Origin of the sequence: Methylobacterium sp. WL19, assembly GCF_008040005.1 — a bacterium.
Classification (GTDB): domain Bacteria; phylum Pseudomonadota; class Alphaproteobacteria; order Rhizobiales; family Beijerinckiaceae; genus Methylobacterium; species Methylobacterium bullatum.
In genome coordinates this window covers 20,798-39,026 of record NZ_VRVC01000035.1, presented here as the reverse complement: position 1 = coordinate 39,026, position 18,229 = coordinate 20,798, and the positions used below count along the sequence as shown (strand labels likewise).

The 18,229-nt window shown below is 69.0% G+C and carries 22 protein-coding genes; 16 read left to right on the top strand and 6 right to left on the bottom strand.

All coding sequences use genetic code 11. From position 1 onward, the window contains the following. Positions 1 to 145: 145 nt before the first annotated feature. Genes FV220_RS09560 through FV220_RS09550 form a run of 3 tightly spaced genes read left to right on the top strand, consistent with a single transcriptional unit; the run spans position 146 to position 1,357 of the window. Positions 146 to 400 (top strand): type II toxin-antitoxin system RelE/ParE family toxin, encoded by a 255-nt coding sequence (locus tag FV220_RS09560; RefSeq protein ID WP_056160562.1) that lies wholly within the window; start codon positions 146 to 148, stop codon positions 398 to 400. A 16-nt stretch (positions 401 to 416) separates the two neighbouring features. Next, positions 417 to 845 carry a helix-turn-helix transcriptional regulator gene (locus FV220_RS09555; RefSeq protein WP_018045962.1) on the top strand — a complete coding sequence of 143 codons (429 nt, stop codon included), beginning with the start codon at positions 417 to 419 and terminating at the stop codon, positions 843 to 845. Beyond that, the gene (locus FV220_RS09550) at positions 842 to 1,357 is read left to right on the top strand and encodes a TspO/MBR family protein (protein ID WP_147831022.1); all 516 of its coding nucleotides are present in this window, start codon (positions 842 to 844) and stop codon (positions 1,355 to 1,357) included. Before FV220_RS09555 ends, FV220_RS09550 begins: the two co-directional genes overlap by 4 nt. A gap of 7 nt (positions 1,358 to 1,364) precedes the next feature. Here FV220_RS09550 and hemA read toward each other — a convergent pair whose 3' ends face one another. Next, a complete protein-coding gene (hemA, locus tag FV220_RS09545; RefSeq protein ID WP_056160558.1) occupies positions 1,365 to 2,708 on the bottom strand; it encodes a 5-aminolevulinate synthase in 1,344 nt (447 codons plus the stop codon). A gap of 334 nt (positions 2,709 to 3,042) precedes the next feature. Here hemA and FV220_RS25455 point away from each other — a divergent pair, with 334 nt between their 5' ends. Next, the gene (locus FV220_RS25455) at positions 3,043 to 3,219 is read left to right on the top strand and encodes a hypothetical protein (protein ID WP_187273371.1); all 177 of its coding nucleotides are present in this window, start codon (positions 3,043 to 3,045) and stop codon (positions 3,217 to 3,219) included. Between the two features lie 138 nt (positions 3,220 to 3,357). Then, entirely contained in the window at positions 3,358 to 4,647 is a 1,290-nt protein-coding gene (murA, locus tag FV220_RS09540; RefSeq protein ID WP_056148788.1) for a UDP-N-acetylglucosamine 1-carboxyvinyltransferase, read from the top strand. A 48-nt stretch (positions 4,648 to 4,695) separates the two neighbouring features. Here murA and FV220_RS09535 read toward each other — a convergent pair whose 3' ends face one another. Continuing rightward, the gene (locus tag FV220_RS09535) at positions 4,696 to 5,070 is read right to left on the bottom strand and encodes a hypothetical protein (RefSeq protein ID WP_147831019.1); all 375 of its coding nucleotides are present in this window, start codon (positions 5,068 to 5,070) and stop codon (positions 4,696 to 4,698) included. A 216-nt stretch (positions 5,071 to 5,286) separates the two neighbouring features. On the opposite strand from FV220_RS09535, the gene FV220_RS09530 reads away from it, so the two are divergent. The 4 genes from FV220_RS09530 (at position 5,287) to FV220_RS09515 (ending at position 8,619) form a co-directional block, all read left to right on the top strand. Continuing rightward, positions 5,287 to 5,796 carry a DUF2948 family protein gene (locus FV220_RS09530; protein ID WP_056148785.1) on the top strand — a complete coding sequence of 170 codons (510 nt, stop codon included), beginning with the start codon at positions 5,287 to 5,289 and terminating at the stop codon, positions 5,794 to 5,796. After that, positions 5,796 to 7,091 (top strand): histidinol dehydrogenase, encoded by a 1,296-nt coding sequence (gene hisD / locus FV220_RS09525; RefSeq protein WP_147831017.1) that lies wholly within the window; start codon positions 5,796 to 5,798, stop codon positions 7,089 to 7,091. Before FV220_RS09530 ends, hisD begins: the two co-directional genes overlap by 1 nt. A gap of 529 nt (positions 7,092 to 7,620) precedes the next feature. Beyond that, positions 7,621 to 8,118, top strand: coding sequence for a UPF0262 family protein (locus tag FV220_RS09520; RefSeq protein ID WP_056160552.1), 498 nt, complete (start codon positions 7,621 to 7,623; stop codon positions 8,116 to 8,118). A 39-nt stretch (positions 8,119 to 8,157) separates the two neighbouring features. After that, on the top strand, positions 8,158 to 8,619 hold the full coding sequence (locus tag FV220_RS09515) for a low molecular weight phosphatase family protein (protein ID WP_147831015.1): 462 nt from the start codon (positions 8,158 to 8,160) through the stop codon (positions 8,617 to 8,619). Here FV220_RS09515 and FV220_RS09510 read toward each other — a convergent pair. Continuing rightward, the gene (locus tag FV220_RS09510) at positions 8,597 to 9,499 is read right to left on the bottom strand and encodes a C40 family peptidase (RefSeq protein WP_147831028.1); all 903 of its coding nucleotides are present in this window, start codon (positions 9,497 to 9,499) and stop codon (positions 8,597 to 8,599) included. The genes FV220_RS09515 and FV220_RS09510 overlap by 23 nt on opposite strands. 289 nt (positions 9,500 to 9,788) lie before the next feature. On the opposite strand from FV220_RS09510, the gene FV220_RS09505 reads away from it, so the two are divergent. Beyond that, positions 9,789 to 10,121: a hypothetical protein gene (locus tag FV220_RS09505; protein ID WP_018045951.1), complete on the top strand. Its 333-nt coding sequence runs from the start codon at positions 9,789 to 9,791 to the stop codon at positions 10,119 to 10,121. Positions 10,122 to 10,125: 4 nt separating this feature from the next. Here the strand turns inward: FV220_RS09505 and FV220_RS09500 are convergent, their stop codons facing one another. The 3 genes from FV220_RS09500 to FV220_RS09490 all read right to left on the bottom strand — a co-directional run bounded on the left by FV220_RS09500 (position 10,126) and on the right by FV220_RS09490 (position 12,568). Next, positions 10,126 to 10,812, bottom strand: coding sequence for an SDR family oxidoreductase (locus FV220_RS09500; protein ID WP_147831013.1), 687 nt, complete (start codon positions 10,810 to 10,812; stop codon positions 10,126 to 10,128). Positions 10,813 to 10,900: 88 nt separating this feature from the next. Beyond that, positions 10,901 to 11,617 (bottom strand): MgtC/SapB family protein, encoded by a 717-nt coding sequence (locus FV220_RS09495; protein ID WP_147831011.1) that lies wholly within the window; start codon positions 11,615 to 11,617, stop codon positions 10,901 to 10,903. Between the two features lie 48 nt (positions 11,618 to 11,665). After that, the gene (locus tag FV220_RS09490; RefSeq protein WP_147831010.1) at positions 11,666 to 12,568 is read right to left on the bottom strand and encodes an alpha/beta hydrolase; all 903 of its coding nucleotides are present in this window, start codon (positions 12,566 to 12,568) and stop codon (positions 11,666 to 11,668) included. Between the two features lie 337 nt (positions 12,569 to 12,905). On the opposite strand from FV220_RS09490, the gene FV220_RS09485 reads away from it, so the two are divergent. The 6 genes from FV220_RS09485 (at position 12,906) to FV220_RS09460 (ending at position 18,204) form a co-directional block, all read left to right on the top strand. Next, positions 12,906 to 13,919, top strand: a complete 1,014-nt coding sequence (locus tag FV220_RS09485) for an AAA family ATPase (protein ID WP_147831008.1) — start codon at positions 12,906 to 12,908, stop codon at positions 13,917 to 13,919. Positions 13,920 to 14,017: 98 nt separating this feature from the next. Further along, the gene (locus tag FV220_RS09480; protein ID WP_238254231.1) at positions 14,018 to 14,878 is read left to right on the top strand and encodes a DUF58 domain-containing protein; all 861 of its coding nucleotides are present in this window, start codon (positions 14,018 to 14,020) and stop codon (positions 14,876 to 14,878) included. A gap of 3 nt (positions 14,879 to 14,881) precedes the next feature. Further along, a complete protein-coding gene (locus FV220_RS09475) occupies positions 14,882 to 15,349 on the top strand; it encodes a DUF4381 family protein (protein WP_056160545.1) in 468 nt (155 codons plus the stop codon). A gap of 4 nt (positions 15,350 to 15,353) precedes the next feature. Further along, positions 15,354 to 16,367 carry a VWA domain-containing protein gene (locus FV220_RS09470; protein WP_147831006.1) on the top strand — a complete coding sequence of 338 codons (1,014 nt, stop codon included), beginning with the start codon at positions 15,354 to 15,356 and terminating at the stop codon, positions 16,365 to 16,367. Then, positions 16,364 to 17,293, top strand: coding sequence for a vWA domain-containing protein (locus FV220_RS09465; protein WP_147831004.1), 930 nt, complete (start codon positions 16,364 to 16,366; stop codon positions 17,291 to 17,293). Before FV220_RS09470 ends, FV220_RS09465 begins: the two co-directional genes overlap by 4 nt. Then, positions 17,293 to 18,204 (top strand): tetratricopeptide repeat protein, encoded by a 912-nt coding sequence (locus FV220_RS09460; protein WP_187273370.1) that lies wholly within the window; start codon positions 17,293 to 17,295, stop codon positions 18,202 to 18,204. The genes FV220_RS09465 and FV220_RS09460 overlap by 1 nt, the downstream gene beginning before the upstream one ends. Positions 18,205 to 18,229: the final 25 nt, after the last annotated feature.

Genomic DNA, 18,229 nt, shown 5'->3' with positions numbered 1-18,229 from the left:
GGGATGTGCGGAGGAGGGGCCGTCGGCGGATTCGGACATGGGTTTCGTTCCGGCAGATGGGCCGCTTGACCCTTGGGAGAGACGTGGCGAAACAATAGCGGAATGCTATGTTCGACCGCGATGAGTTTCGCTATCCGCTAACGTTATGATGCAGGTTGCCTACAGCAAGGATGCCGTGAGGGCACTGGCTCGCATGCCGGCGAACGTAGCGAGACTCATTCGAACGAAGATCGACGAATATGCCGGAAATCCTGCGTCTCAGGCCAACAACGTGAAGGCTCTGAAAGGCCAGCTCGGCGTCTACCGCCTGCGGGTCGGCGACTGGCGAATCCTGTTCACCCAGGACGGGCAGATCCTCGCCATCATCAGAATCGCACCTCGCGGTAGCGCATACGATTGAATCAGGACGGTTCGCCATGGGTGCCCAGACGATCGTGACGGCAGGGGGCGAGCGGCTCGTCGTGTTGCCGGAAGCGGAATACGAAGCTCTTCTCGAAGCCGCCGAGAATGCGGAGGATCGCCTCGCCGTCACCGAGTTCCAGCGCAAGCTGGCCCTTGGTGAAGAGGAACTCGTGCCCTCGGCGATCGTCGAACGACTGCTCTCGGGCGAGAATCGCATCCGTGTCTGGCGCGACCATCGTGGAATGACGGCGGCAATTCTCGCGGACAAAGCCGGCATCGCACAGGCCTACCTGTCGCAGATCGAGACGGGGAAACGGGAGGGGACGATCGAGACCCTGCGCAGGCTCGCCTCGGCCCTGGCCATCTCCCTCGACGATCTCGTCGGGTTCGGCCCCCACGTCACCGGAACGGAGGATCGCGATACGGGTAAGACATCGGCATGACCACGTCTCACATTCCGTATCGCTCGCCGCTCTCTCCGATAGCGAGACTCGCGGTCGCCATCCTGCCCGTCGTGGCCACGTCGGTGATCGGCTCGCTCAGCACCACGCCGAACATCGAGGGCTGGTATGCCGGCCTGACGAAGCCCGGCTTCAACCCGCCGAACTGGCTGTTCCCGGTGGCCTGGACGATCCTCTACGCGATGATCGCGCTGTCGTTCTGGCGCTTGCTCGGGGTGACTCCGGCGACGGGGCCGACGCGGCGGGCCTGGAATCTGGCGGTCGGTGCCTTCGCCGCCCAACTGGCGCTCAACGCGGCGTGGTCGCCGGTCTTCTTCTCGGCCCATGCCCTCGGCTGGGCGGGGATCGTCGCCGCGGCGATGCTGGTGATGATCCTCTGGACCATCCGCCTGTCCTGGCGCTTCGACCGGTTGGCGGCGTGGCTGCTCGTGCCCTACGCCGCCTGGGTCACCTTCGCGACTCTGCTCACCGTCACGCTCTGGCGGCTGAACTGACCGCTTCCTACTCCGCCGCCTCGACGAACACCGTGCCGGCGCGGGGCAGGTCCAGGGTGTCCCAGGTCTCGGTGAGCGCCGCCGTCAGCCTGGCGATGCGGGCCGCGTCGTGGAACGGCGAGGGCGTGATCCGCAGGCGCTCGGTGCCGCGCGGCACGGTGGGGTAGTTGATCGGCTGGATGTAGATGCCGTGCTGCTCGAGGAGATGGTCGGCCGCCGCCTTGCACAGCTCGGCATCGCCCACCATCACCGGCACGATATGGGTCTCGGTGGGGAGCACCGGCAGGCCCGCCTCTTCCAGCGCCACCTTGGTGAGGGCGGCCTGGCGCTGGTGCGCCGTCCGCTCCACCTGCGAGCGCTTGAGGTAGCGCACCGAGGCGCGGGCCGCGGCCGCGATGGCCGGCGGCAGGGCGGTGGTGAAGATGAAGCCCGGCGCATGGCTGCGCACGGCGTCGCACAGGACCGTCGAGGCGGTGATGTAGCCGCCGACGCAGCCGAAGCCCTTGGCCAGCGTCCCCTCGATCACGTCGACCCGGTGCATCACCCCGTCGCGCTCGGCGATGCCGCCGCCGCGATTCCCGTAGAGGCCCACCGCATGGACCTCGTCGAGATAGGTCATGGCGCCGTATGTGTCGGCCAGATCGCAGATGGCGGCGATGTCGGAGACGTCGCCGTCCATCGAGTAGACGCTCTCGAAGGCGATCAGCTTGGGGCGGTCCCCGGCGGCGATCAGCAGTTCCTCGAGATGGGCGAGATCGTTGTGGCGGAAGATGCGCTTCTCGCAGCCCGAATGGCGCACGCCCTCGATCATCGAATTGTGGTTGAACGCATCCGACAGGATCAGACAGTTCGGGATCAGCTTGGCGATGGTGGAGATGCCGGCCTGGTTCGAGACGTAGCCCGAGGTGAAGACGAGGCCCGCCTCCTTACCGTGCAGGTCGGCGAGCTCGCGCTCCAGGTCCACCAGCGGCGAATTGTTGCCGGCGATGTTGCGGGTGCCTCCGGCGCCGACGCCGCAGCGGGCGGCGGTCTTGGTCATGGCCGAGACCACGTCCGGATGCTGGCCCATGCCGAGATAGTCGTTGGAACACCAGACGGTGATCTCGCGGGTGCTGCCGTCCGGACGGCGCCAGTTGGCCGTGGGGAAGCGCCCGGCGATCCGCTCGATATCGGCGAACACCCGGTAGCGGCGCTCGTCGTGCAGACGGTCCACGGCCTTGCGGAAGTAGCTCTCGTAATCGGTCCGGCCCTGCCCGAACGACGCGCGGGTGGACGATCCCTGGCTGGAGGAATCGCGGGGCGTCGTCGTATCGCTGATCATCGTCATCGCGGGCATCCGATTCACGGGCATCCGTCCTTCACGCTATGGCCGACCGCATGGCAGCGCCGCTCTCGGCGGCTCCGGCATCCGCTCGTCTGCATTCAGCAGCAGCATCGTTACAAAGGGCTTGTTCCGAAGCACCAAACTCTCCGCTGCGGGTCTCGACGACCATGATTCCCGCTGGCGCAACGATCTCGCTTCGCATGGCGCGGAAGGAATCAGACGGTGCTGATTTCGACGCCACGAGCCCGACGATACAGGCGAACTTGGAATTGGTTCAAGTCGACTCCTGCATTCCAGCTCTGCGCCTGTTGAGACCGGGTGGCAAAGCCGGTATTTCGCCCTGGCGACGAAGGGTCGCGCAGTGATCGCCATGAAGAACGACGCCACGCGCAACGAACGGCTGAAGGCGGCCCTGCGAGACAACCTGAAGCGCCGCAAGGCCCAGACGCGGGTCCGCGGGCAGGCCAGCGCCGCGGCGGAAACCGGCGATGCCGGCGAGCGACCGAACGCGAAGCCGGATCGCGACGCAGACGGCTGACGATCCTTTTTCGGACAAAACTCACGTATAGGCGGCTCGATAAGGCCGTGCCGCGAGCGCACCGCCACTGTTTGCAGAACCAGGACGGCACCGCCCTCCCGTCACGGGAACGGGCAGGACGCCGCGCGAAGGACGACGATGGACCGGATCAACATCATCGGCGGAAAGCCGCTCCACGGCGTGATCCCGATCTCGGGCGCCAAGAACGCGGCCCTGCCCCTGATGATCGCGAGCCTGATGACGGGGGAATCCCTCGAACTCATGAATGTGCCGCGCCTCGCCGACATCCACGCCCTGCTGCGCATCCTCGGCAACCACGGCGTCGACCACATGGTGGTGGGCAAGCGCCCCGGTGATACGACGGAGACCGGCCAGACCATCCGGCTCACCGCCTCCAACGTCATCGACACCACCGCGCCCTACGAGCTCGTCTCCACCATGCGGGCGAGTTTCTGGGTCATCGCGCCGCTGCTCGCGCGCTTCGGCGAGGCCCGCGTCTCCATGCCCGGCGGCTGCGCCATCGGCACCCGGCCCATCGACCTGATGCTGATGGCCCTGGAGCGCCTCGGCGCCACCGTCGAGATCGATGGCGGATACGTGGTGGCGAAGGCCAAGAACGGCCTCCGCGGCGGCGAGATCCACTTCCCCAAGGTCACGGTGGGCGGCACCCATGTGGCGTTGATGGCGGCATCGCTCGCCAACGGCTCGACCCTGATCGAGAATGCCGCCCGCGAGCCGGAAGTGGTCGATCTCGCGGATTGCCTCATCAAGATGGGCGCCAGGATCTCCGGGGCCGGCACCCCGCGCATCACCATCGAGGGCGTCTCGCGCCTCAACGGCGCCCGCCACACCGTCCTGCCGGACCGGATCGAGACCGGCACCTACGCCATGGCGGCCGCCATGGTGGGGGGCGACGTGACCCTGGAGAACACCCGGGCCGACCTGCTGCACAGCGCACTCGACGTGCTGACGACGACGGGTGCCGAGATCACCAGCACCGCCGACACGATCCGCATCCGGCGCAATGGCGGCGGCATCGCTGCGGTGGACGTGACCACCGACCCGTTCCCGGGCTTCCCCACCGACCTGCAGGCGCAGTTCATGGCGCTGATGACCCTGGCCAAGGGCCAGTCCCACATCCGCGAGACCATCTTCGAGAACCGTTTCATGCACGTGCAGGAACTGGCGCGCCTCGGCGCCAAGATCCGGCTCGAAGGGGATCTGGCCATCGTCGACGGCGTGGAGCGCCTCAAGGGCGCCCCGGTCATGGCGACCGACCTGCGTGCCTCGGTCTCCCTCGTCATCGCCGGCCTCGCCGCCGAGGGCGAGACCAGCATCAACCGGGTCTACCATCTCGACCGCGGCTTCGAGGCGCTGGAGGCCAAGCTCGGCCGCTGCGGCGCCGAGATCAGCCGGGTCCGCTCCTGACCACCCTGTCCGACCCGGGAGGCGGTCCGCGCCTCCCGGACGAAGGCCCTATTCCAGCACGTTGCCGCGCTTGGGGCCGAAGCCCGGGATGTCGCAGCGGCAGGGCGACTGGATCGGGCTCGGATAGGCGGGGCAATTGCCGCGCGAGGTGACGCAAACGCTGCCCATGCGCTGGCGTCCGTATCGCGGCGGCAGGGGACGGCGCTCGCCATCGTCGTACGGCCGGGCATAGCGATCGTAGCGATCGTAGCGATCGTAGCCGCGCGACCGGTCGTCGCCGTAGGGCGACCGGTCGTAGGTGGGCCGGTTGTAGCCGTCGTCGGGATAGTGCGGAACCTGGGCTTGGGCTGACCCTAGGCCGGCCGCCACCGTCAGGACGGTGACGGCAGCAAGGGCGATACGACGTACAGGTCCGGCGGTCATGGCTTTGGATATCCCAATTCGGAAGTCTGCGAAGGCATAGTTCCTTCCGCATGAACGTCGTCTGACGTCGCCGCGGCGAACGGCCCGTCTCGCCGGCACGCTGCAATTGTTCCGGGCCGCGCGGTTGCCGCAGGGCGGCCGCCTCGCTACCTACGGCCGACCCACTTTCACACCCGGCGCCCGATCCGGCGGTGTCCGGCCAGATGCGAACCCGACATGGAGCTCCTCAAGCTCGCTGCCCTCGACGCGGAGGATCTCGCCATCCTCTCGGCTCATCTCCAGGATGCGGTCCTGCGCCCGCAGGACCTCGCCTATCTGGCGTCGTCGCACCGCTTCGTGCTGGTCGGGCGGCGTTTCGACTGGTCGACGCCGGATGCCGAGGCCCCGCGCCGGCGCCTCACCGGCCTCCATTTCGAGCGGGTCATGGCCGTGCGCGCACGCGGGATCACGCCCGGCTCCACCTCCGACGAGCCGCTCAGCCTGCTGGCCGTCACCTTCGAGCCGAAGGAGGACCCCTCCGGCACCGTCACCCTGGTCTTTGCCGGCAAAGCGGCGATCCAGCTCGATGTGGAATGCATCGAGGCGCGGCTGAAGGATCTCGGTCCGGTCTGGGAGGTGGAAGGCCGCCCCGACCACGAGGCGGCGGAAGCCGGCCGTGCCGCGATCCGGGGACAAGCGGGCACGGTCCCCTCCGCCAAGGACAACGTCTTGAAAGATTCCGCCTGATGATGCGCCTCGACAGCCGCGACGCCGATTTCGCCGCCGCCTTCGCCGGTCTTCTCAGCGTCAAGCGCGAGATTTCCGAGGATGTGGACGAGACCGTGCGCGGGATCATCGCCGGCGTGGTCTCCGGGGGCGACGCGGCCCTGGTGGACTACACCCGCCGCTTCGACCGGCTCGGCGAGGATTTTTCCGCCACCTCTCTTCGGGTGACGCCCGATGAGGTGCGGGCGGCCATCGCCGCCTGTCCGGCCGACGCCCTCGACGCCCTGCGGCTCGCGGCGACCCGCATCGAAGCCTTCCATCGCGGCCAGGTACCCGGCGACCACATGGCCACCGACGAGATCGGCGTGACCTCGGGCTGGCGCTGGACGGCGCTCGAATCGGTCGGCCTCTACGTGCCCGGCGGAACCGCGAGCTACCCCTCCTCCGTCCTGATGAACGCCATTCCCGCCCGCGTCGCGGGGGTGCCGCGCGTCGTCATGGTGGTGCCGATGCCGGAGGGGCAGATGAACCCCCTCGTGCTCGCCGCCGCCGACCTCGCCGGTGTCAGCGAGATCTACCGCGTCGGCGGCGCTCAGGCCGTGGCGGCGCTGGCCTACGGCACCGAGACCATCGCCCCCGTGGCCAAGATCGTCGGACCCGGCAATGCCTGGGTGGCGGCGGCCAAGCGCCGGGTCTTCGGGCAGGTCGGAATCGACATGATCGCCGGCCCGTCCGAGGTGTTGATCCTCGCCGACGGCCACGCCAACCCCGATTGGGTCGCCGCCGACCTCCTCGCCCAGGCCGAGCACGATGTGGCCGCCCAGTCGATCCTCATCACCGATTCGTCCGAGCTCGCCGACGCCGTGGAGAGCGCCGTGGAACGCGCTCTGGCCACCCTGCCCCGGGCCGACATCGCCCGGGCGAGCTGGCGCGATTACGGGGCGATCGTCCGCGTCCGCGATTTCGACGAGGCCGTCCCCCTGGTGGACCGCCTCGCCCCGGAGCATCTGGAGATCGAGACCGCCGACCCGGAGGCCCTGGCCGCCAAGGTCCGCAATGCCGGCGCGATCTTCCTCGGCAGCCATACGCCGGAAGCCATCGGCGATTACGTCGGCGGCCCGAACCACGTGCTGCCCACCGCCCGCTCGGCCCGGTTCTCCTCGGGCCTCGGCGTGCTCGATTTCATGAAGCGGACGACGATCCTGCGCTGCGATCCCGCGGCGCTGAGGGCCTTGGGGCCGGCAGCCATCGCCCTGGGACGGTCGGAGGGCCTCGACGGCCACGCCCGCTCGGTGGCGATCCGCCTGAATTTGTGAGGATATTTACGGATCGGCGCTCAAGTATTGGCAACCGTCGTGAGACCGAGACGAGTCGTAGCCGTCCTGTTACACGGCGCCGCCATGCTTTTCGCTTGTGGAACTGCTTCGGCCGATTACGCGGGCATAGAGGGGAAATGTTGGAAAAGAGAACGATTTTCTCCTCTGATCCGTTGGCCGACGAGCGAACTGACATATTGTTTTCGCTCAAATGGGAAAATCGACGGATTCTGGTTTGATGCAGGAGATGGAGGCGATCTTCGAGCATCCTGGAGAGGACAACTCGGTAAGATTCTCATCAAACGGTCGGTGTTCGGTAAAAGCGATCATAAAGACGAATGCGTGGCCCGATTAGAGCCTCACCACGATGTCCTGGTTCTAACGCGTTGTGCTCATGAAGGTGAATGGATCTTCGACGGGGGCATGACGAAGGCAGTTTTTGGTGGAAGATAGGCGCGGGCAGGTTCGAGACGCTGTTTTCGATGATGGGACGACAGCGTGCTCGGCGCGGCCCCAGAAAGTGGGTAGGATGACGGCCAAAGCCACTGAAGATGCGTCACAATCCATCCACCGCCTCGCGGCGGTGACCTTCGACGAAGATTCCATCGGCCGGGGCAACCCCGACCAAGAGCACGAGCGCGCCATCGCGATCTTCGACATCCTGGAGGAGAACCACTTCTCCATTCCCGGACGCGAGGGACCCTACGCCCTCACCCTCGGCCTCGTGGAGAACAAGCTCTCCTTCGCGATCCGCCGCGAGGACGGCGAGCCGGTGATGACCCATCTCCTGTCGCTGACCCCGTTCCGCCGGGTGATCCGCGACTACGAGATGATCTGCGAGAGCTACTACAACGCGATCAAGACCGCCTCGCCGACCCAGATCGAGGCGATCGACATGGGACGGCGCGGCCTGCACAACGAAGCCTCCGAACTCCTCCGGCAGCGCCTCGAGGGCAAGGTCGATCTCGACCACGACACCGCGCGACGCCTGTTCACCTTGGTCTTCGCCTTGCACTGGAAGGCGTGAGCGCCCTCCCCGTCGTTTGAAGCCCGAGGCAGTCACCGGATGGCGGAAGAGGCCGGCCCGAAGAAGACGCGCGTGCAGTCGGTGCTGTTCATGTGCAACTTCAACGCCGTGCGGTCCCTCGCGGCGGAGGCGGTGGCGCGCCACTATTTCGGCAAGTCCACCTATGTCCAGTCGGCGGGCGTCCGCTCCGGCGAGCCGGCCGACCCGTTCATGGTGGCGGCCCTCGACGAGATCGGCATCAACGCCTCCAAGCACCGGCCCCGGACCCTCCTCGAACTCGAGGAATGGGAGGGGCTGAACTTCGACCTCATCATCACCCTGTCGCCCGAGGCCCACCACGCGGCCCTGGAGGTCACCCGCACCAACGCCGTGGACGTGGAGTACTGGCCGACGCCGGACCCGACGCTGATGCAGGAAGCCTCCCGCGAGCAGCGCCTCGACGCCTACCGCGACGTCCGCGACGGGCTGATCACCCGCATCAAGACCCGACTGAACTCGTGATCCGCCGGATCGACGTCACGGCGCCGTAGCTCTTCTCGGCGATGCGCTCCACCGCTCCCGCCAGGGGCTCCACCGCCACCGTCATGTGGTGGCCGTTGGCGTGGATGAGGCGGGTCTCGTCCAGCATCATCCCCACATGGCCTCGCCAGAAGACGAGGTCGCCCCGAACCAAGCCGTCGAGACGCGTGGGCAGCGCCGTGCCGAGACCCGCCTCCTGCTGGTCCGCGTCGCGGGGAGACGGAATGCCCGCCAGGGCGAGGCAGAGCTGGACGAGGCCCGAGCAATCGAGCCCGAGGCTGGTGCGCCCGCCCCAGAGATAGGGCGTGCCCACGAGACGCTCGGCGGTGGCGGCAGGATCGGGCTCCACGATGCCGACGGGCGCGCAATGATCGGCGAAGACGTAAGCGCCGTCGGCAAAGGCACCATCGTGAAAGGTATGGGCACCGTCGGCGAGGCGCAGGAAATCGCCCTCCCGCCCGGCGATGCCGAGCCCGGCGCCGAGGCTCACATGGCCCAGGGGCGGCCGCTTCATGTTGGCGGCCGGATAGAGGAATGTCCGCAGGGCCGTCACCCGGTGGGTCGGGGGCGGAACATCCAGGGCGATGGCGGCCTCCGGCAGGTAGCCGACATAGCCGTCGTTTTCGAGCTGCACGAAGGCGAAGCCCTCTCCCGTGTCGTAGAGGGTGACGGGATCGCCCATCACCGCCTCGGTCTCGATCCCCGCGTCCCCGCTCGGCCTGCGCCGCAACGGGGCCGAGGCGGCGATGAGGCGGGCGCTTTGCCCTGCGACGTAGCGGGCGGCATCCACACGGCCCCGCAGCCGGATATCGGCCAGATCGGGGCGGGCCGGGACCAGCCTGGCGTCGGAGAGATCGGTGATGGGAAACATGGTCCGGCCAGTATCGGCGGCGGCGTGGCCGCATGCAACGGCGCGAGGATCGGGTCGCTCATCGCTTTACGGATGCGACATATCGACACCATATGATGCCCGTTCCATGGGCAATTTGACGACCATGCGGATGCAGGCAGAGCAACTTTCGCCGGATCTGCGGGAAAATCCGGCGGTGATGGGGGGATGCATGGAACGCGTGGGTGCGTCGTCGAAATGGTGCAATGCACTCTCTCCGCCGTCGCGCTATCCTCGGTTGGTGTGGAGCGCGGGCCGAGTCGTGAAGAAGACGCCGAAATCCTTTCAGGATCTGCCGCCGATCCGTGTCCGGCGCGAACCGCCGACGATCCCCGAGGCGATCGCCGCCGCTCAGGATCTCGCCGACGATCTCGAACAGCAGGTCGAGATCGCCGCCGGCCTGATCGGTCTTCCCCTCGACGAGGTGCGCCCGCACGTGCTCGCCGCCGAGAAGCCGAAGCCCGAGCGGATCTCCGAGCGCATCCTCACCGCCGGCGGCCCGAGCCGGGCGCCGCGTACCGTCATCGTCGAGCGCCGCACCCGCCCGCCGGTGGTGGTGGAGCGGCGCGGCCGCCCCCTCGACGGACGGCGCTGAGCGCCTACCAGGCCAGGGTCGCGCCGGTATAGTCGAGATAGGCGATGCCGGTTTTGCCGAGCCGGGCCTCGATGACATCCGTGAGTCCGGTGACGCTCGTCGTCACGTCGATATCCGCCTCCTCTCCGCCCATCTCCGTGCGGACCCAGCCGGGATGGAGGAGGAGGACGCCAAATCCCTCGTCGCGGTGACGAATCTCGAAGCTGATCGCCAGGGTGTTCAACGCCGCCTTGCTCGCGCGGTAGGTCTCCCATCCGCCGCTCTCGTTGAGGGCGACACTGCCGAGGATGGAACTCATGAAGGCGATGAGGCCGTTGCCCGCCAGCCGGTCGCGGAACAGCTCGGCGAAGCGGATCGGGCTGATGGCGTTGGTCAGGTAGACCTGCGCGGCGACATCGCGCGGGACGTCATGGGCGGGGTCGTGCGCCTGGGTCGCCACGCCCGCCACCACGAAGATCAGGTCGTAGCGCTGGTTCGCAAGCCGGTCATGAAGGGCGGCCACCACCCCGTCATCGTCGATATCGGCGGTCTCGATGGAGAGCGCATCGGAGGCGAGCGCCGCCAATCCGGCGGAGGGCGAGCGCTGCGTGGCGGTGACCGCCCAGCCGCGGGCGAGGAACGTTTCCACCAATCCGAGGCCGAGGCCGCGCGAGGCCCCGACGATCAATGCGTTCTTGCGTGCTTCGGTCATGGCAAGGGCTCTCCACCACCGGGGCGGAGCCCGGCATCACGGGTCTAGGTTGGTCGTTTCCACGCGGCGGCAATGGCCGCGAGCGCGCTCAATCGGCGGTCTGGACCGACCAGGTCGCATGGCTGATCCGCTCGTCGCGCTCCAACCCGGCCACCACGGCATCGAGTTCGGCGGAGTCCACCGCCGTCGCCACCAGGGTCGCCACCACTTCCACCGTCTCCTCGCCGCGTTCCACCACTTCGGTTCCCCCGACCGGATAATGCGCCGCCTCCAGCCGTTCCACGAGAAGGTCGCGGGCGGGGCCGGCATGTTCGGCCGGAACCGTGATCTGCACTTCGTAGGTGGCCTCGGTCTGGCTCTCGTCGATGGGAACGCGGTTGATGGCGTTGACGAGGGGCCGCAGCAGGGTGTTGCCGGACAGGACCGCCGCCGTGACGAAACAGGCCTCCAGGGGGAAGTCGGCGCCGGCGAAAGCCCCCACCGCCGCCGAACACCAGAGCGTGGCGGCGGTGTTGAGGCCGCGGACGTTCATCCCCTCCTTCATGATGACGCCGGCCCCGAGGAAACCGACGCCCGAGATGACGTAGGCGACCGTGCTCACCGCGCCGCGCGTTCCTTCGAGGCGCATGCCGAGATCGACGAAGGCCGCGGCCCCCACCGCCACCAGCACGTTGGTGCGCAGGCCCGCCGTGCGCTGGCGATACTGCCGCTCGGCCCCGATCATCGTGCCGAGGACGAACGCGACGACGAGGCTGATGGCGGAATTGACGAATTCCGGGAGCGGCGAGGCGAAGAGCGCGGTCATGGGCGCTGCATGTCGCCGGCCCATGACGAAACGGTGACGCTTCGCGCGTCAGCCATCGAGAAAGGCCCGCAGGGCTTTGAGGGTTTCGGGAGCGTTCTCCTCCGCCAGGAAATGGCCGGAGGTGATGTCCACGGCCACGGCCTTCGGCGCGAAGGTGCGCTGCCAGGCCGCCAGCGGGGTCTCGTGCGAATGGTCGAGATAGCCGTCTCCGGTGAGGATCAGGGTCCGGCAGGACAAGGTCTTGCCCGCCGCGAGGTCGTCCAGATCCGCCTCGCGGTCGCGGGTCGCGCCGGCCCGGTAATCCTCGCAGAAGGCGTGGATGCGCTCGGGAACGGTCCAGTTGTCGCGATAGAGGCGCAAGGCTTCCCAAGCGAAGGGGTCGAGGCTTCGGGCGTTGCTCCATTGCCGGAGGAGCCCCTCGAAATAGGCGACCGGATCGCGGCCGATCTCCTCCTCCGGACGGGGGGCCGGCCGGGCCAGGGATGCCCAATGCGACGACACGTCGGGATCGGCTTCGATCCGCTCCCACTGGACGAGGGTGGGCAGGATATCGAGGAGGGCGAGGCGCTCGATCCGGCCCGGCTCGTCGAGGGCGAGGCGGTAGCCCACCCGCGCGCCGCGATCGTGACCCACGAGTGCGAAGCGGACATGGCCGAGCCGCTCCATGACCGCCACCACGTCGCGTCCCATGCGGCGCTTGGAATAGACGTCGTGGCGGGCGTCACCCTTGGGCGCTTCCGACCAGCCGTAGCCTTTCTGATCCAGGCACACCACGCGATGGGTCTCGGCCAAAGCCGGCGCGATGTGGTGCCAGCAGGCATGGGTCTGCGGAAATCCGTGGAGGAGGATCACGGGAGGCGCATCGTCCCGGCCGCCGCTGCGGGCGAAGAAACGCCCCTCCGGAATGTCGATCCAGTCCGCGCTGAAGCCGGGGAAGAGGTCCGCACTCATGGTCTGCTCCAGTCTGCCCGCTGGGTTGAGACGGAAACCGGGAGGCCGTCCCTCGGTTTCCACCGGCGTCGCGCGGGATGCGACATAACGCCGAATTCCGGCCTAAATCCTTCGGATCGGCAGAGAAATCCGCTCTGCATGCACTCGACTTCATGAAATCCCGGTGGTCGGGCATTCTGCCCGATCTCACCCTCGTGTTTCACGGGAAACGTCCCACGGGATTGACGCCGGTGCTCCGCTGCATGCACACCCGATCGACATAGGGATCTCTTAAGAATCCGCCCGAGGAGACGCGCATGGTGCTGTACGCCGGCCCTGCCACGATCATGACCCGCTCATGAGTAATGCGACATTGGCCACGCGTCCCGCCACCTCGACGGTGCCGGTCGCCGACGAGGCCCTGCGTGCCCGCGTCTTCGCCCTGCGCGATGGGTTGAGCCATGGGCTCATCGGCGCGGAGACCCTGGTGGAGCGCCTGCTCATCGGGCTTCTCACTGGTGGCCATCTCCTCATCGAGGGTGCGCCCGGCCTCGCCAAGACCCGCGCGGTCAAGCGCCTGTCGGACGGGCTCGACGGCAGCTTCGCCCGCATCCAGTGCACGCCCGATCTGATGCCGGCCGATCTCACCGGCACCACCGTCTGGCGCCAGGATGCCGGCGATTTCGAGTTCCTGCCCGGCCCGCTGTTCCATTCGCTGATCCTCGTGGACGAGGTGAACCGCGCCCCGCCCAAGGTCCAGTCGGCGCTACTGGAATCCATGGCCGAGGGCCAGATCACGGTCGCCGGTCACACCCATGTCCTGCCCGACCCGTTCATGGTGGTGGCGACCCAGAACCCCATCGAGCACGCGGGCACCTTCCCCCTGCCGGAAGCCCAGCTCGACCGCTTCCTCCTCCACGTGGTGGTGGAGATGCCCGACGAGGCCTCCGAGCGCCGCATCCTCGACCTCGTCGAGGGCGAACTGAACCACCATGCCGAGGCGATGTCGGTGAAGCTCACCGTGGCGGAGATCCGCGCCGCGCGCGCGGCGGCCCTCAATGTCCACGTCTCGTCGGCCCTCAAGGATTATCTGGTGCGGCTCGTGGCCGGCACCCGCACCGACAAGGCCGCCCCGGATCTCCGCGCCTCGATCGAGCATCCGGCCTCCCCGCGCGGGACGCTGGCGCTGATGCTCGCCGGCAAGGCGCGGGCCTATCTGCGCGGCCGCGACCACGTGATCCCGGAGGATATCTCCGATCTCGCCGCCGACGCCCTGGCGCACCGGATCGGTCTCACCTGGCGCGCCGCCGCCGAGGGACAGACCGCGCGGGGCATCATCACGGGCCTCGTCCAGCGGGTCCGGGCGCTCTGAGGCGGAATGGTCGCGTAGACACAGCCATGGCGTCCAATCCCGGCCTCCCGACAGGTTCCGCGCACGGACCCGGCATCCATCTGTCGGGCGAGGCCCTGATGGGCCTGCGCCACCTTGCGCGGCGCGGGATCTCGCCGGCCACCCGCACCCTGGCGGGCCTTCCCGGCGGCATCGTCACGCGGCGGCGCGGACGCGGATCGGAGCCCGACGACGTGCGGCTCTGGTCCGAGGGCGACGACCGCCGCCATATCGACCGCAACGCCACCGCCCGCACCGGCATCCTCCACGTGCGGACCCACCATGACGAGCGCGACCGCGCGGTGGTGCTGCTGGCGGATTTCCGCCCCTCCATGCTGTTCGGCACGCGCCGCGCCCTGCGCTCGGTGGCGGCGGCCGAAGCCCTGGTGCTGCTGGGCTGGCGCATCGTCGGCGATGGCGGCCGGATCGGCCTCGTGGCCGCGTCCTCGGGGGAGCCGGTGGTGGTCCGTCCCGGCGGCGGCGAGCGGGCCATGACGGCGGTGACGGGTGCGCTGGCCATGGCCCACGCCCAGGCGCTCGCGGCCTCGGACAGGACGGACCCTCCCCTCGACCGAAGCCTCACCGTGGCGGCGAGCCTGCTTCCGTCCGGCGGACATCTCGTCATCGGCAGCGCGCTGGACGCGCCGGGGCCTGAATTCGACCACCTGCTCACCGTGCTGGCCGAGCGCCTGTCGATCCGCCTCGTCCTCGTCAGCGATGCGTTCGAGCGCAGGAAGCCGGCGGGGTTCTTTCCGTTCGCCACGCCGGATGGGCAGCGCGGCACGGTTCAGGTCGGGCGTTCCGCCGCCAATACGGACGGCGCACCCGACGACCGACTCATCGCCTATGCCCGACGCGGGATCGAGGGCCTGCGCCTCGACGCCGAGGCCGGCCCCGAGGCCTATGCTCCGCTGATGGAACGTCTCGATGCGGTGCTGTAGCGCGTGACCCCCCTCGCCTCTCCCACCGATCTCACCCAGCTGCGCGGCCTGCACCTGCCGGCCGATGCGGGCAGCGGCGCGCAGGGCGAGGTGGTGCTGGCCATCGCGCTGGGCTTCGTTGCGGCCCTTCTCGTCGGCCTCGTCAGGCTGATGCGGGCGCGCTCGAAAGCCTCGGTGCGGGCTTCGGCCCTGCGCGGCCTCGCCGAGACGCGGGCGCTTCCCCCGGAGGCACGCCTCATCGCGCAGGCCCGCCTGTTGCGGCGCCTCGCCCGGACGCTCGCCGGCGACGAGGCCGCCTCGACCCAGGGACGCGACTGGGCCGCCACCCTCGACCGCCTCTTCGCCACGGATGTCTTCAGCGAGGGCGTCGGCAGGGTCGTGACGGAGGGCCTGTACCGGCGCTCCTCCCCGGCCGACGTCGAGACCCTCGATTCCGAACTCGGCCGCCTCTTCGCGCGGATCAGGGCCTGAGCCGATGCCAGCCTGGTTCACCGCCTTCCTCTCGGCCTTCGATCTCGCCGCACCCCTGGCGCTGCTGCTCCTGCCGCTGCCCTTCCTCGCGGCCCGGCTGCTGCCGCCCGAGCGGATGGGATCGAGCGGCGCCTTGCGCGTTCCGGCCACCGTCGTGATGGGCTCCGCCCGGGGGGATGGCGTGGCGGCGCGCGGGCGCGGTCGCTCGTTCCTGATCTGGACCCTGTGGGCCGCCCTGGTCGCGGCGCTCGCCGGACCCCGCCTCGTCCTGCCCGCCACCGCGCTTCCGGCCTCGGGCCGTGAGATCATGCTGGTGATGGACCTGTCCGGCAGCATGGAGAGGCGGGACTTCGCCATCGACGGCGAGACCGTGACGCGGCTTACCGCCGTGAAGCGGGTGGGCACCGACTTCATCCGCCGCCGGGCCGGGGACCGGATCGGCCTCGTGATCTTCGCCAACGAATCCTACGTGGCCGCGAGCCCGAGCTTCGACACCAATACCGTGGCGCGCGCCCTCGACGAGGCGACGATCGGCCTCGTCGGCCGTTCCACCGGCATCGGCGACGGTCTCGGCCTCGCCCTCAAGCGGCTGGTGCCGGCGACCTCCGGCGAGGCGTCCGACATCCCGCAGGCCACATCGAAGGTGGTGGTGCTGATGACGGACGGGGCCAACAATGCGGGCCAGACCACGCCGCGCGACGTGGCGGCCTTGGCCAAGGAACTCGGCGTCAAGGTCCACACCATTGCCCTCGGCCCCCGCGACATGTCCAATGCCGACGGCGAGCAGGATGTCGTCGATGCCGAGACCCTGCGCGAGATCTCGGCTTCCACCGGCGGCACCTTCTTCCGCGTGAAGACCACCGACGACCTCATCGCCATGGCCGATTCCATCGACGCCATCGAGGGAGGCCGGGCCAAGGCTCCCCCGGTGCCCCTGCGCCAGGACCTCTGGCCTTGGCCGGCCGGCCTCGCTCTCTTGTGCGCGGCGGGCCTGCTGGTGGCGAGGCGCAAGGCATGAGCGCCCTTCTCTCCCTCGCCATCCTGCGGCCATGGTGGCTCCTGGCGATTCCCGTCATCCTCGTCCTCGCCCTGCGCGCGGCCTGGCGCTCGGCCCCGCTGGGGGATTGGGCGAAGGCCGTCGATCCCGGCCTCATGGCCTTCCTCGAGACGCGGGGGGCCGTCCTCGGCGGGCGGCGCCAAGCCAACCTCGCCGCCGCCATCGCGGCCGGGATCATCGCCCTCGCCCTCACCGGGCCGGCCATCGAGCGTCCCGATGCGGCCACCTTCCGCAACCTCGATGCGACGGTGGTCGTCATCGATCTCTCGCGCTCCGTGGCCGAGGGCGGTCATCTCAAGGAGGTCCGCCAGATCGCCGACAGCGTGGCCCAGGCAGCGGGCACCCGCAGCGTCGCCGTGGTGGTCTATGCCGGCGACGCCTATCTCGCAGCCCCGCCGACCACGGACCGCGACGCCCTCAGCCTCGTCCTCTTCGCCCTCGACGGCGACACCGTGCCCGATCGCGGCACCCATCCGGAGCGCGGCCTCGCCATTGCGCGCCGGACCCTGGAAGAAGCTGGGGTCATCGCCGGGGACGTGGTCCTCGTCACCGATGGCGACGGGATCGGCGATGCGGCCCTGCGCGAAGCCACTGCGATCCGGACCAAGGGCTGGCACCTCCATGCGGTGTTCGTGCCGGCCACCAAGGCCCTGCCGGACGGTTCGCCGAAACCCGACCGGACAGCTCTCGACCGCGTCACCGGCGCGGGCAATGGCGTGACCGTCGATCTCGACAGGCCCGCCGCCCTCCTCGACATCGTGGGTGCCAGCACGGCGCAGCATCTGGCGGCGGGCGGCTACACCGTGCTCGCCTTCGCCGACCTCGGACGCTGGCTGATCCTGCTCGCCCTGTTTCCCGCCCTCGTCCTGTTCCGCAGGAGCGCCTGATGAGCACGGCGCGTCTCTCCCTGTCCGATCGTCTTCCTCTCCTCCGGCATTGGACCGGCTGGGCGAGGATCGCCGGCGTCACTCTGGCCGGTGCCGGCATTCTCGGCCTCACCCTGGTCTCCGAGCCGCGCACGACGCTCGGTCGCAGCCTGATGAGCCTCGACCTGCCCGGTGCCGCCGCCACCATTCTTGCCGATCCGGCCTGGCGCGGCCCCGCGCTCTACGAGGCGGGTCGCTACGAGGAGGCCATCGCCATCTTCCGGAACGGCGGCCGGCGCAACGCCTACAATCTCGCCAATGCGCTCGCGCGTTCCGGCGACTACCAGGGCGCCATCGACGCCTACGACGTCGCCCTGCAATACAACCCGCGCGATGCGGATGCGCAGGCCAACCGCTCACTCGTCGCGCGTCTCGTCGCCGAGGGGCCGGGCGATCCGGGCAAGGGCGGCGGCCTCGCCAATGCCACGGCGACGGTGGGCTCGCGCTACAACAAGACCTCGAACCAGGACCCGAACGACGACATGAAGGCCTCCTCCGTCGGTGAGGGACTGGCCGGCAACAAGGAGGGGGGCACCTCCTCCTCGACGCCGGGCAACAGCAAGGTGGCGCGGCGCGGCAAGGCCGAGCAGCAATCGGTCGATTCCGGCAAAGGGGAAGCGAGGGGCTCGGCCAGCGATGCCGCCGGTCGTGGACGCACGGGCGCCGGTTCCGCCATGGTCGCCGCCGCTCCGGAACGCGAGGTGCGGCGCGTGACGAAGAGTTTCGAGGCGCACGAAATCCGCCCCGACCGCCTCTGGCTCCAGACCCTGCCCGACGATCCGGGCCGGTATCTCAAGCTGCGCCTGAAAGCCGAGCAGGCGGTGCGTGTGGAAGCGGGCACGGCGGTCCCGGCGGGAAGCAACCCATGGTGATTGGCGTGTATCGCTCGGATACCAA

Excerpts from the sequence above, each read along its gene's own strand:
- FV220_RS09500 (WP_147831013.1), bottom strand. The coding sequence starts at position 10,812 with ATGACCGAAGCACGCAAGAACGCATTGATCGTCGGGGCCTCGCGCGGC.
- hisD (WP_147831017.1), top strand. The coding sequence starts at position 5,796 with ATGATGCGCCTCGACAGCCGCGACGCCGATTTCGCCGCCGCCTTCGCC.
- FV220_RS09550 (WP_147831022.1), top strand. The coding sequence starts at position 842 with ATGACCACGTCTCACATTCCGTATCGCTCGCCGCTCTCTCCGATAGCG.
- FV220_RS09515 (WP_147831015.1), top strand. The coding sequence starts at position 8,158 with ATGGCGGAAGAGGCCGGCCCGAAGAAGACGCGCGTGCAGTCGGTGCTG.
- FV220_RS09485 (WP_147831008.1), top strand. The coding sequence starts at position 12,906 with ATGAGTAATGCGACATTGGCCACGCGTCCCGCCACCTCGACGGTGCCG.
- FV220_RS09490 (WP_147831010.1), bottom strand. The coding sequence starts at position 12,568 with ATGAGTGCGGACCTCTTCCCCGGCTTCAGCGCGGACTGGATCGACATT.
- FV220_RS09470 (WP_147831006.1), top strand. The coding sequence starts at position 15,354 with ATGCCAGCCTGGTTCACCGCCTTCCTCTCGGCCTTCGATCTCGCCGCA.
- FV220_RS09535 (WP_147831019.1), bottom strand. The coding sequence starts at position 5,070 with ATGACCGCCGGACCTGTACGTCGTATCGCCCTTGCTGCCGTCACCGTC.
- FV220_RS09480 (WP_238254231.1), top strand. The coding sequence starts at position 14,018 with ATGGGCCTGCGCCACCTTGCGCGGCGCGGGATCTCGCCGGCCACCCGC.
- FV220_RS09520 (WP_056160552.1), top strand. The coding sequence starts at position 7,621 with ATGACGGCCAAAGCCACTGAAGATGCGTCACAATCCATCCACCGCCTC.
- FV220_RS09460 (WP_187273370.1), top strand. The coding sequence starts at position 17,293 with ATGAGCACGGCGCGTCTCTCCCTGTCCGATCGTCTTCCTCTCCTCCGG.
- murA (WP_056148788.1), top strand. The coding sequence starts at position 3,358 with ATGGACCGGATCAACATCATCGGCGGAAAGCCGCTCCACGGCGTGATC.
- FV220_RS09555 (WP_018045962.1), top strand. The coding sequence starts at position 417 with ATGGGTGCCCAGACGATCGTGACGGCAGGGGGCGAGCGGCTCGTCGTG.
- FV220_RS09560 (WP_056160562.1), top strand. The coding sequence starts at position 146 with ATGATGCAGGTTGCCTACAGCAAGGATGCCGTGAGGGCACTGGCTCGC.
- FV220_RS09465 (WP_147831004.1), top strand. The coding sequence starts at position 16,364 with ATGAGCGCCCTTCTCTCCCTCGCCATCCTGCGGCCATGGTGGCTCCTG.
- FV220_RS09495 (WP_147831011.1), bottom strand. The coding sequence starts at position 11,617 with ATGACCGCGCTCTTCGCCTCGCCGCTCCCGGAATTCGTCAATTCCGCC.
- hemA (WP_056160558.1), bottom strand. The coding sequence starts at position 2,708 with ATGCCCGTGAATCGGATGCCCGCGATGACGATGATCAGCGATACGACG.
- FV220_RS09530 (WP_056148785.1), top strand. The coding sequence starts at position 5,287 with ATGGAGCTCCTCAAGCTCGCTGCCCTCGACGCGGAGGATCTCGCCATC.